At 58.7% G+C, this 11,311-nt stretch carries 9 protein-coding genes and 1 tRNA gene; 8 read left to right on the forward strand and 2 right to left on the reverse strand.

The genetic code is table 11. The features are described from left to right. Window positions 1–5 precede the first annotated feature (5 nt). From rimI to NW858_RS07125, 3 genes are all read left to right on the forward strand, one after another. Window positions 6–536, forward strand: coding sequence for a ribosomal protein S18-alanine N-acetyltransferase (gene rimI / locus NW858_RS07115; protein ID WP_414520187.1), 531 nt, complete (start codon window positions 6–8; stop codon window positions 534–536). Between the two features lie 94 nt (window positions 537–630). Continuing rightward, window positions 631–1,329 carry a glutathione S-transferase N-terminal domain-containing protein gene (locus NW858_RS07120; RefSeq protein WP_414333942.1) on the forward strand — a complete coding sequence of 233 codons (699 nt, stop codon included), beginning with the start codon at window positions 631–633 and terminating at the stop codon, window positions 1,327–1,329. Between the two features lie 75 nt (window positions 1,330–1,404). Then, the gene (locus NW858_RS07125; RefSeq protein WP_414333941.1) at window positions 1,405–1,575 is read left to right on the forward strand and encodes a chlorophyll a/b-binding protein; all 171 of its coding nucleotides are present in this window, start codon (window positions 1,405–1,407) and stop codon (window positions 1,573–1,575) included. A gap of 222 nt (window positions 1,576–1,797) precedes the next feature. Here the strand turns inward: NW858_RS07125 and NW858_RS07130 are convergent, their stop codons facing one another. Beyond that, window positions 1,798–6,372, reverse strand: a complete 4,575-nt coding sequence (locus NW858_RS07130; RefSeq protein ID WP_414520188.1) for a GAF domain-containing protein — start codon at window positions 6,370–6,372, stop codon at window positions 1,798–1,800. 401 nt (window positions 6,373–6,773) lie between these two features. Here NW858_RS07130 and NW858_RS07135 point away from each other — a divergent pair, with 401 nt between their 5' ends. Further along, window positions 6,774–7,151: a hypothetical protein gene (locus tag NW858_RS07135; protein ID WP_414333939.1), complete on the forward strand. Its 378-nt coding sequence runs from the start codon at window positions 6,774–6,776 to the stop codon at window positions 7,149–7,151. 108 nt (window positions 7,152–7,259) lie between these two features. Here NW858_RS07135 and NW858_RS07140 read toward each other — a convergent pair. Next, window positions 7,260–7,342: transfer RNA gene (locus NW858_RS07140), tRNA-Leu, on the reverse strand. A gap of 119 nt (window positions 7,343–7,461) precedes the next feature. Between NW858_RS07140 and tgt the strand changes: the two genes are divergently transcribed. The 4 genes from tgt to NW858_RS07160 all read left to right on the forward strand — a co-directional run bounded on the left by tgt (window position 7,462) and on the right by NW858_RS07160 (window position 11,194). After that, entirely contained in the window at window positions 7,462–8,565 is a 1,104-nt protein-coding gene (tgt, locus tag NW858_RS07145) for a tRNA guanosine(34) transglycosylase Tgt (RefSeq protein WP_414336866.1), read from the forward strand. Between the two features lie 114 nt (window positions 8,566–8,679). Further along, complete coding sequence (locus NW858_RS07150; protein ID WP_414509167.1) at window positions 8,680–9,291, forward strand: hypothetical protein; 612 nt, start codon at window positions 8,680–8,682, stop codon at window positions 9,289–9,291. 358 nt (window positions 9,292–9,649) lie between these two features. Further along, window positions 9,650–10,891, forward strand: a complete 1,242-nt coding sequence (locus NW858_RS07155; RefSeq protein WP_414520189.1) for a hypothetical protein — start codon at window positions 9,650–9,652, stop codon at window positions 10,889–10,891. Window positions 10,892–10,897: 6 nt separating this feature from the next. Next, the gene (locus tag NW858_RS07160; protein WP_414520190.1) at window positions 10,898–11,194 is read left to right on the forward strand and encodes a hypothetical protein; all 297 of its coding nucleotides are present in this window, start codon (window positions 10,898–10,900) and stop codon (window positions 11,192–11,194) included. The last annotated feature ends 117 nt before the right edge of the window (window positions 11,195–11,311 follow it).

Consider the following 11,311-nt stretch of genomic DNA (forward strand, 5'->3'; position numbering starts at 1 on the left):
CCACCATGGGTAGCACAAGTTATCGGCTGCAGATGCTCGACATCACCGCCCTGCCCCAATTGCTGGAGCTGGATCGACGCTGCTACGGCGGACACTGGGGGGAACAGGGCTATCGCGCGGAGCTGGAACGGCCCACCAGCACGGTGATTGGGGTTGTGGCGGAACCGGTTGCCGTTGGCGCTTCCTATGGCTTGGGCCGAACGGAGTTCTCCCTTCCCTCTCCAGACCTCGCGACGCAAACAGCACCAGCGCTGGTGGGCTTTGGCATCCTCTGGCGCATCGAAGAAGAAGCCCACATCATCTCGCTGGCGGTGGATCCCGGTCACCGGCGACAAGGCTTGGGCCGCAGGATCCTAGAAGCGCTCCTAGACCAAGCTAGGGTAGCAGGCTGTCGCTGGGCCACGTTGGAAGTGAGGGCTTCCAACCACGCCGCCATCCACCTCTATGAATCGGCAGGGTTTCAATTGCTGGGACGCCGCAAGGGCTATTACAACAACGGAGAAGATGGGCTGGTGTATTGGAAAAAACCGATTTAAGCTTAGGAAAAACCAACACTAAGGGGTTGATGCCGGGGGCTTTGGGGTAGGCGGGCTAGAATGGGCAGAACAACCGGCCTAAGAACCCTTGCCCATGCTGGATTTCTACGCTTGGCCCACCCCTAACGGCTACAAAGTCTCGATCCTGCTGGAGGAGCTAGGGATCCCCTACCGGGTCATTCCCATCGACATTGGCCGCGGCGACCAGTTCGACCCGGAATTTCTCAAGATCAGCCCCAACAACAAAATACCGGCCATTGTGGATCCCGATGGGCCTGGAGGCCGGCCTTATGCCCTGTTCGAGTCGGGCGCCATCTTGATGTACCTGGCCGAGAAAACCGGGAAACTCCTGCCCAGCGACATCGGATCCCGCTATCGCGTCATCCAGTGGCTGATGTTCCAAATGGGCGGCATTGGGCCGATGATGGGCCAGGCCAACCACTTTCAGCACTACGCCCCAGAGCGGATCCCCTATGCTATCGACCGCTACGTTAACGAGACCCGGCGCTTGTTTGGCGTGGCGGAACGGGTCTTGGCCGAGTCGGAGTACCTGGCGGGCGACTACTCCATCGCCGACATTGCCAGCTTCCCCTGGATGCGAAGCTACCCACGGCAGGGGCTGAACATCGAAGAGTTCCCCAACGTCAAACGCTGGTTGGCAGCCATCGAGGCCCGCCCTGCTGTGCAGAAGGGCCTGCAACTGTTGGCAGAGGCGCGCCGATCCCCAGACCAGCCCCTCAGCGACGAGGAACGGCAAGTCCTGTTTGGCGACCGCCAATACCAAAGGCGCTGAGTCAAGGGGAGAAGCTGCACTTGTTAGCTCTCGACACAAAACTTGACAGTTTTTAATACTTGAGCCACATTAGAGATGTCACCCCTTGATGGAGTTAAGACTATGGAAAACCAAGAAGCTAAGTTCGGCTTTACCACCTTTGCCGAAAAATGGAATGGCCGTCTGGCGATGTTGGGCTTTGTGATCGGCGTGGCCACCGAGTTGCTGACCGGCCAAGGGATCCTCTCTCAAATTGGCCTGATGTGATCCCAGCCCGCCTGATTGGGTCGAAGCACTAGCTAGATACTTTCTGCCCGGCTGTCCTCTTCCAGACTGATCAAGCAGCCGGGCTTTTGCTGCATTTCCGAGCCAGAGCGCAGCCAAACAGCCGCGCCAATTTGTTCCTCCTACCTCCAATGGTTCGCCGCTTGATCCCCATCTCCTTTTGGGAGAGGGGCTGGGGGTGAGGGCGACAAGTCTGGGATCGCCCTAGCCTTCCAATTCCTGCAGGTACTGGCAAATGTCGGCCAAGATGCGCTCCAGCTCCTCCAGGCCCTGGGAAGCGCTTGCCCATTTTGGGTCATCAGCCGGGGATCCCGGCTGCGCCAGTTGCACCCCCAGGTGTTCTAGCTCGCGAGCTACTTGACAAAAGGCATTGGCTCCCACATTGGCGCCGGCTCCCTTGAGGCGGTGGGCAATTTTCCTCAAGTCTTCGGCATTACCCGCTGCAAGAGCTTGGCGCAGCCGCGGCAACTGGTCCTGGCCATCTTGGACAAACACCTGCAGCAGCTCCCGCTGAAACTGGCGGTCACCTCCCGTAACCCGCTCCAAGTAGGCGGCGTCGATGGGGTAGGGCAGCGTGGGAGCAGGGTCACCGCCGGCAGCTTCAGGAGAAGGCGGATCGGACGAAGCCGCCCCGTTGGCTGCTCCTGCTGCGGAAGGGGCGATCCTTTGGCTCCAGTGGTTGAGCACTTTTTCCAGATCCTCCTTTAGCACCGGCTTACTGAGATAGTCGTCCATGCCCGCTTGCAGGCAGCGCTCCCGATCCTCCTGCATGGCGTTGGCCGTGATGGCAATCACCACGGTGCGGTGGCCGGATCCCCGCTCCTGCTGGCGCAGGCGGCGGGTGGCCTCGTAGCCATCCATCACCGGCATCTGGCAATCCATGAGGATGAGGTCGTACTTGACTTGCTGCAGCAAATCCAGCACCTCCTGGCCGTTGGCCACCACATCCGCCAGGTAGCCCAAGCTCTGCAGCTGGCGCAGGGCCACCTTTTGGTTGACGGGGTTGTCTTCGGCCAAGAGGATGCGCAGGGGTTGCTGGGGGCGGCTGGCCGAGGGCGCACTCTGCGAAAGGGGTGGGCCCATGCCCAGCAGCGCGGTGGCCAGGCCGGAAGACTTGCCCAGGGCCATGACCAGAGCTTCTTGCAATCGCGTTTGCTTGACCGGCTTGGTTAGGTAGGCAGCAAAGCCAATCTCGGCGGCGCGGCGGGAGTGCTCCCCCAACCCCAGCGAGGTCATCATCACCAGTTGCGTCGGGGACAGTTCGGGATCCGCCTTGATCCAGCGGCCCAGGGTTTCCCCATCCACCTCCGGCATCTGCATGTCCAAAACCGCCAAGGGGAAGGGGATCCCTTCCCGCGCAGCCTGGCGCAGCTTGTCCAGAGCCTGGTAGGCATTTTCGGCTTCTTCCACCACCATGCCCCAAGCGGTGGCCTGGCAGCGGACAATCTTGCGGTTGGTGGCGTTGTCGTCCACCACCAACAGCCGCTTGCCCTGGAGATTGACAGGGATGCGGGCGGGGTGCTGGGAGATTTGTCGGGCGTAGGGTTGTCTTTCCAGGGTCAGCTCGAGGCTGAAGGTGCTGCCGCGGCCCACCTCGCTCTCTAGGAAGATCTTGCCCCCCATCAGCTCTGTCAGTTGCTTGCAAATGGCCAGGCCCAGCCCTGTGCCCCCGTATTTGCGGGTGGTAGAAGCATCCACTTGGGTGAAGGGCTGAAACAGCTTGGCTTGCGCTTCCTTGGGGATCCCGATCCCTGTATCCCTTACCGAGAGCCGCAGTTGGACATGGGTGGCCGTTTTTTGCAGCAGCTCGGCCTGGATGACCACCTCCCCTTGATGGGTGAACTTGATGGCGTTGCTCACCAAGTTGTTGAGGATTTGGCGCAGCCGCGACGCATCCCCCCGCAGATAGCGGGGCACTTCCGGCGGCATAAGCACCGCCAGCTCCAGGCCCTTGGCGTGGGCAGTGGGGGCAAAGAGATCCGCCACCTCCTCCAAACAGGCCCTCAGGTCGAAGTCCAGGATCTCCAGCTCCATCTCCCCGGCTTCCAGCTTGGAGAAGTCCAGGATGTCGTTGATGAGGGTCAGCAGGGCATCGCCGCTGATGCGGATGGTCTCGACAAAGTCCCGCTGCTCGGGGGTCAGGGGCGTCTCCAGCAACAAGCCCGTCATCCCCAGCACCGCGTTCATGGGGGTGCGGATCTCGTGGCTCATGGTGGCCAAGAAGCTGCTTTTGGCCTGAGAAGCCTGCTCTGCCGCTTTGCGGGCTTGTTCTAGCTCAAGGCTGCGCTGGCGCTCCCGCTCCAGGAGCTCTGCCTGGGTGAGGGCAATGCCGATTTGGTTGGCCAGTTGTACCAGCAGCTCGATCTCAAACGGCTGCCACTGGCGGGGTGCGGAACACTGGTGGGCCAACAACAGCCCCCATAGCCGCTGCTCCATGAAGAGGGGCACCACCAGGTTGGCCTTCACCTGCATTGTTTGCAGCAGCTCCAGGTAGCAGGGCTCCAGCCCTTCGGCCTCCACGTCGCTGATGGCGCGAACCCGGCCCTGGCTGTAGAGCTCAGCGTATTTTTCCTGAAAACAGGGATCCTCTATCACCTCGCCCAAAAGGGAAGGGATGCCGGGCTGGGTTTTCTCGTTGGAGATGATCCCGGATCCATCCGGCTGGAAGCGGTAGACCAAAACGCGATCCGCCCTGAGCAGGGCTTGGATCTCCGTTACTGCCGTTTCCAGGATCTCGGCAATATCCAGCGATTGGCGGATCTTTAAGCTGAGATCGGCCAGCAGTTGGGCCCGCCGGCTCTGCCGCTCCAGCTCCTCGGCAGCTTTTTTGCGCTCGGTGATGTTGCGGAAAATGCCCCGCGTGGAGACCATCACCCCATCTTCAAGGCGGCAGTTAACACTTCCCTCCACCCAGATGGTTTCGCCCTTGGCAGTCACAAAGGCCGTCTCCACCTTGTCCAGAGGTTGGCCAGCCAAAAGCTTCTGGAAAACCACCTGGCAGTGCTCTCGATAGTCGGGGTGGATGATGTCGAAAACCCTCATTTGGTGGATTTGAGCTTCGTCGTAGCCCAGGGTCTCCTTCCAGGCGCGGTTGACGTAGAGAAAGTACCCTTCGGCATCGACAGCCTGAATGAGATCGCTGGCATTTTCAAAGAGATCCCGGTAGCGCTCTTCGCTTTCTTTGAGAGCCAGCTCCGCCAGCTTGCGCTCGGTGATGTCGATGCCGGTGCTGATGATAAACTCCACCTCGCCCTCGGCGTTGACCAGGGCGGTGTTGGTCCAAGCAATGAGCCGCAGCGCCCCCTGCTTGGTGCGCCAGAAGTTTTCATAGCGATTCAAGAAAAGGGAGCGACTGCCCTTAAGTTGTTGAAAAGCTTGCTTCAGGCCGGCCATCTCCTCCGCCGGGATCAAGCCCAAGTCCCAGAGCAGTTGGCCCTTGACTTCTGCCAGCGAATAGCCAGAAAGCTGCTCGGCAGCGCGGTTAAAGCGCAGGATGCGCCCTTCGGGATCCATGACCACCACCACAGCGCCTGCCGTGTCGAGGATGGCGTTGGTAAAGTCCCGCTCTTGCTTGAGGAAGGTTTCCGCCCGCTCCCGCTCGGCAGTTTCGCGGCGAATGAGGACATAAACTGCGGCCAACAGCAAGTAGGTAAAAGCCAGCCCCCCCAGCAGGATGGCATTGGTTCTAACCCAAGCAAGCTGGAACTGCTCGCTGCGCTGCTGCAACAGAAGCCGCTCTTGCTCCTGGAGCGCCTCCACTAGGTTGGCGATCCGCTCCATCAACCTTTGCCCTTCGCTCCTCTTCAAGGCTTCTTGAACAGCGGCCAGCCCCTCTTGATCCCGGAGCCGGATAAGATCTTGGGCAAGGTTCAGACGCTGTTCCAAAAGCAGCTCCAGCCACTTCAGGCGCCCTTGCTGGAGAGGGTTGTCGGCTGTCAACTCTTGCAGCCGGCTAAGACGAGTGGGAATGGCCTCAAGGCTGGCCTTGTACTCGTCGAGGTAGCCAGGCTCGTTGGTCAAAAAGTAGCCCTGTTTACCTGCCTCGGCAGCACGGATCTCTGAGAGCAATCCTTCCAGGTTCTGGATCACTTCCAGGGTATCGGCCACTTGCTCCGTCAGTTGGGGCAGGCGACTGGCGTTGCGCTGGGCAGAGTAGGCGATCCCGCCCAAGATCAGGGCAGCCAGGCCCAGGCCAGCACTGACCTTGAGGAGAAAGCGGTTTTTGCGAGCAGGCTTGCTCTCGCCAGCTTTGGGAAGCAAGGGAGCCTTGGCCAACTCCCGCAAGGTGCGGCGCAGCTCCAGTTGAGCCCCCACCTGATGGGCCAGGGCCTTGAGCTGCTCCAATTGCTCCGGGCTGAGCTGGCGGGGTTGGTAGTCCACCACGCAGAGGGTACCCAGCGCTTGCCCTTCCGGCGTTACCAAGGGCACACCGGCGTAAAAGCGAATATGCGGCTCTTGGGTTACAAAAGGGTTGTCGGCAAAGCGCGGATCCTGGGTGGCATCGGGCACCACCAGCGGCTCTTTGGGCGAGAGAATGGCGTGGGCACAGAAGGCCACATCCCGCGGCGTTTCCTCGATGCCCTCAATGCCGAACTTGGCCTTAAACCACTGGCGATGCTCGTCAATAAGAGTTACTAGCGAAATGGGCGTGCCGCAGATGTAAGCAGCAAGCCGGACGATCTCGTCAAAGGCAGTTTCAGGGGCTGTATCGAGAACTTGATACTCTCGTAGGGCAGCCAGCCGCTCTTCTTCGTTGGGGGGAAGGGGAGCCTTGGGCATGGGTCAAGCTGGAGAGACGGGATCCGGCGCTGCCGTGGGTGAACCTCAGCAGCCTGGTAAAAGAGACAACCCCAGCATAACTCCCCGACCGCCTTGCCGAAATCCTCAAGGATCTATGCCCCCAAACGAACCAAGCGGGAGCCGTACTGCCTGCCTTGGGGGAGATGCCCTTGTTTTCATAGAAAGCCAGCGTGATCTCAGGGACTTGGCTTTCAAGAAGCTATACAGATGCACGTAAAGGCAAGAAAATCTCGACGACTCTCGCTTAACGCATTTAGCATTTAGTTGTACTTATCTTAATAATAAACAAGTTCTAGTATTTTTAAGTTGAAACCTTCTAATGAAGGGCCTATCATGATCGGACGCACTTTAGGATCAAGCTTCTGGGATAGGGCAGCCTTATGAACAAGCTTCAAGACAGTCTGGTGAAGGCTCTCACCATTGACGGGGCACTGGGCGTCGCTTTGGGGGACTGGAAGACCGGAATGTGTCTGGGGTTTAAGGGCACCAACAGCCCTGCCTTTCCCGAAGCTAATCTGGAGTTGGCCATTGCCGGAAACACAGAGGTGATCCGCGCCAAGATGCGAGTTGCAGAGTCTCTTAAGTTCACCGACAGAATCGAAGAGATACTTATTATTCTGGAGACTCAGTATCACCTGATGTATCTACTTAAGCACATACCTGGGCTATTTTTCTATCTGGCTTTGGATCGAGAGAAAGGCAACTTGGCTCTTGCTCGTATCAAGCTCTCCCAAATCGAAAAAGAGCTGACTCTCTAAAAGTTACGGCCTTTGCCGGCCTCACAGGAGTTCTGCAGCCAAGCAAGATTCTTTTAGAGCTTGCTCTACGTTGAGGTGATGGAGTAGGTAGCAACCAATCCAAAGAAATGCGGAACCGGGGACTTGAACCCCGATGGCATTGCTGCCACTAGAACCTGAATCTAGCGCGTCTACCATTCCGCCAGTTCCGCGGCGATCTATAAGAATGCCCAAGAAAGGGGATCCCTGTCAAGGGCTGGGGGGCTTTAGAAGGGGATCCTATTCTTATGCTAAGCTCGGCTGCGCAGGCAGTGGATCCAGAGCGCTAACCTTGGCGGCTTTTACTTTTGTTTGCGAGGGCACCTGCCCCAACACGCAGGCGCGGGCCGGCTATTTCACTACCCCCCACGGCGAGATCCCAACCCCCTGCTTTATGCCGGTGGGAACGCTGGCCAATGTGAAAACCCTCACGCCTGCTCAACTCAAGGAAACCGGCGCCCACATTATCCTCAGCAACACCTATCACCTGCACCTACAGCCCGGCGAAGAGATCATTCAAGCGGCGGGGGGCCTGCACCGCTTCATGGGCTGGCCAGGCCCCATCCTCACGGATTCAGGCGGCTTCCAAGTTTTTAGCCTCAGCGCCATCCGCCAAATCGACGAGGAAGGGGTAACGTTTCGCTCGCCCCGCGATGGGCGAATTATTCACTTCACCCCGGAGCTGTCTATCCAAATCCAAAATGCTCTGGGGGCAGACGTCATCATGGCCTTTGACGAGTGCCCGCCCTATCCTGCTAGCCCTGAGGCGGTGGCAGCAGCGGTGCGGCGGACTACTCAATGGCTGAAGCGCTGCGTGGAAGCCCACCGCCGCTCCGATCAGGCTTTGTTTGGCATTGTTCAGGGGGGGGTTTACCCGGAGCTGCGTCGGCAGGCAGCGGAAGAAGTCTGTCGGCTGGATCTACCCGGCTATGCCATCGGCGGCGTCAGCGTAGGAGAGCCGGTGGAGCTAATGCACGCGGTGGTGCGACAAACAGCCCCCCTCTTGCCAGCCGATCGCCCCCGCTATCTCATGGGGGTGGGCACCTATGCCGAGATGCGGGCGGCAGTGGCTGCCGGCATGGACTTGTTTGACTGTGTCATTCCCACGCGCTATGCCCGCCACGGCACCGTGATCAGCCGCGGCCAACGCTGGAACATCAAGAATGCCGAACACCGCCGCAGCCTGGATCCCATCGATCCTGAGTGCCCTTGCTACACCTGCCGCCACTTCAGCCGCGCCTATTTGTGCCACCTCATCCGCGCCCAAGAGATCCTGGGCTACACTCTGCTTTCCATCCACAATATCACGGAGCTCGTGCGCTACACCCGAAGAATGCGCCAGGCCATTCTGGAAGGCAAATTTCATGAGAACTGGGATCCGTGGCGCGAGGGCTGAGCGTCCTCAGGGGTCTTTGTTTACATCCCTTCTAAATACTCCCAGGCTAGCCTTCCTACTCGTTACGATGAGAGGACAACCCAGCCTTCACCTTAGGGAGGAGCAAAGAGGAGCATGGCTATCCGCACCCTGCAAAGTGTAATTGAGCAGCATATTGCTGGGCTGCCTGGCCTTATTGCCGTCTTGATAGGGCGAGTTACGGATGGCAAAACGGTAGCTAAGGTAACTTACGCCAGCGACACCCAGGAAGAGCAGGCGCTGGAACTTTTGGGCACCTACGCCAGCGACCTATTGCAGGCCAACAACCGCCTTTGCCAAACGGTCAGCCCTGAGGAGGAGGCGGATCACCTCACAGCGGGCTCGTCTCAGGTGCGGGTGATTCTGAAGTCTTTCCCCAAAAGTCCCTACTTTGTTTTGTTTTTAACCCGCTCCATCATCGACCTCAAAGCAATTTCAGAGCGCATCAAAGCCATCCTCATCGACGGCAAACCGCTGCTGCCTCCTGTTCAAGACGACACTCTATCCACTGCTCAGGCTTTGATTAGCTACGCCAAGCGCTACGCTCCGGATCCCAACTTTGTCATGCTGCGCTTGTCCCTGAAAACGGGCATTGACCGCAACCGCCTTGAAAAAGGCACCCTGAACTCCCAGGAGCTCCGCATTCTCCACAAAGCGGTATCTGACGTATTGGGGGTAGAGCACTTGCCTATTGCTTTGCCCAGTTGAACGACTCCCGACACTCATTCTCGTTGAGCCAACACAACATGACTTACGCCACGCTGCGCGAACCGATAGCTTACGGGCTTCCTGCTTCCCAGACTTATTTTTTGGTACAGAGGTCGCAGCGTGCTGCCGCCGTGCGACCCACGGCGGGAAACTCTCCAGAGATTTAACTTGTTCTCCTCAATTGCAGCACAACGGCTTTCATCCCGACACTGATTTGCTCTTGAGTAAACCCAATATGGCTTACGCCACCTACGGAACACAAATACAGTGCAGGGCTTCTCGCCGATTAAGCTAAAGGCTAAAGTTGTGGGAGTTGTTAACTGTTGTCCCTTCCTATCCCCTCGAGCTCAGGCCATCTATGTTGGAGCATTTACGCCTTGACCGCGCTCGCAAGCTGTTCTCTCTCTTTGGCGAGCCAGTGATTTTCCACTGCCACCACTACAACCTATTTTTGCAGCAGACCATTGAGGATCCCAACTGGATCGATGGGGTGAGCATCCTGCGCACGGCGGCTCAGGAGATTTTCTACAGCTTGCTCCAGGGCGCTTTTAAAACCTTGGGAGTGCAGCAGTCAGCGGAGCGGCTGGCGGTGGCGTGCCAGTTGTTCGGCTTTCTCGGCTTGGGGCGACTGGAGCTGCAGGCCAGCCCCAGCGGCGGCGAAGCCCAGCTCACCCACTCCCACTACGCAGAAGGCTGGCTGAGCAAGTACGGGGATCAGGCCAACCGCACTCGTCCCATTGATCATCTAGCCGTGGGCTATGTGGCAGCGGCGCTGGATGCCACTTTTGGCGAGCTGGGCAGCTACACAGCAGAGGAAACGGAGTGCATGACGGTTACGCGCAAGGATCGCTGCGTGATCCAGGCAACTCGGCTGCCACGGCCTCAGGCTTTGGTTCCTAGTCCCGGCATGGGCAAGCTCATCGAACGTCCAGCCGATCTGCCCAAGCCGATAACAGCGGTGGACTACGACGCGGTCAACGAAGCTCTGTGGGGCATGCCTTTGGCAGGAGATGAACGAGGGCAGATTCGCGCCTTTAATGTGCTGCTCACGCGCATGCCTGCCAATTACTACAACCGCATCCAGTACCGCTTTTTGGAAGAGCTGAAAGCAGTGCAACCCGGTCTGCAGCAGGTGGCAGAGGATCTAATTCGCGAATCGGGCCATGTCTGTGTCTTCTACACCTTTGGCAACATCATGGAGTCCCTGGAGTGGGAAACCCTTGTGGGGCCAATGCTGGAAAAGGATACCGACTGGATCCACGGGGCCTATGCCGTAGCCAGCAGCTTGGGGTGGGGTCGTTGGCAGGCTTTGGAGGTGGTGAGCGATCATTCCTGCCGGGTGGCTATTGACGGCAACTACGAGACCAACTACTTTTTGGCTTCCTACCCACGGGCAGATTATCCGACCTGCTATTTTGCCCAAGGGGCGGTGCCGGCGCTGATGAATCTGGTTTACAACGGCAACATTCAGCAGAAGCCGATTCTGGATCAAGTCTTCTACAACCGCCTCTTCCAGCGGGGTGGGCTGTTTTACGGGAAGGAGACCAAAGCCAGAGAGAAAGGGGATCCCTGGTGTGAGTTCTACGCCGAGCGGATTTAGGGATCCATGCAGGTGCGCATCCTGAGGCGGCGAGAGTGTGGAAGGGGCTGGGCCACAGACCTGCTGCTGCCGCGCTGCCTGAGCTGGCCGGAGGTGGAAGAGCTGGCGCAGGAGATAGGGGCCACCTGCCGCTGCTTTCAAAAACAGCTGGTGTGGTTGGATCTGCCGGCAGGGCGAATTACCGCTTCCTTGCGGGTGCCTCGCCTAACTTTGCGGCTCTACGACGCCGCTGTTGAGGCCCAGCTCCTCAAGCAGGTGTGTCGGCTAGCCGAGGCCCCTGCTCCTGCAGCGAAGGAGGACTGAGCTGTTGGCGACTCTGCGAGCTCTCCTTAGAGGCGCTGCACAAGCTTTATAGTCGGTTCAAACACAATTCAAACACTTTCACTTTGCCACCTACCCAAGCACTTCGCGCTGCTGCCC

Source organism: Synechococcus sp. H55.10 (assembly GCF_047502715.1).
Lineage (GTDB): Bacteria > Cyanobacteriota > Cyanobacteriia > Thermostichales > Thermostichaceae > Thermostichus.

Excerpts from the sequence above, each read along its gene's own strand:
- NW858_RS07120 (WP_414333942.1), top strand. The coding sequence starts at position 631 with ATGCTGGATTTCTACGCTTGGCCCACCCCTAACGGCTACAAAGTCTCG.
- NW858_RS07160 (WP_414520190.1), top strand. The coding sequence starts at position 10,898 with ATGCAGGTGCGCATCCTGAGGCGGCGAGAGTGTGGAAGGGGCTGGGCC.
- NW858_RS07135 (WP_414333939.1), top strand. The coding sequence starts at position 6,774 with ATGAACAAGCTTCAAGACAGTCTGGTGAAGGCTCTCACCATTGACGGG.
- NW858_RS07150 (WP_414509167.1), top strand. The coding sequence starts at position 8,680 with ATGGCTATCCGCACCCTGCAAAGTGTAATTGAGCAGCATATTGCTGGG.
- NW858_RS07155 (WP_414520189.1), top strand. The coding sequence starts at position 9,650 with ATGTTGGAGCATTTACGCCTTGACCGCGCTCGCAAGCTGTTCTCTCTC.
- NW858_RS07130 (WP_414520188.1), bottom strand. The coding sequence starts at position 6,372 with ATGCCCAAGGCTCCCCTTCCCCCCAACGAAGAAGAGCGGCTGGCTGCC.
- NW858_RS07125 (WP_414333941.1), top strand. The coding sequence starts at position 1,405 with ATGTCACCCCTTGATGGAGTTAAGACTATGGAAAACCAAGAAGCTAAG.
- rimI (WP_414520187.1), top strand. The coding sequence starts at position 6 with ATGGGTAGCACAAGTTATCGGCTGCAGATGCTCGACATCACCGCCCTG.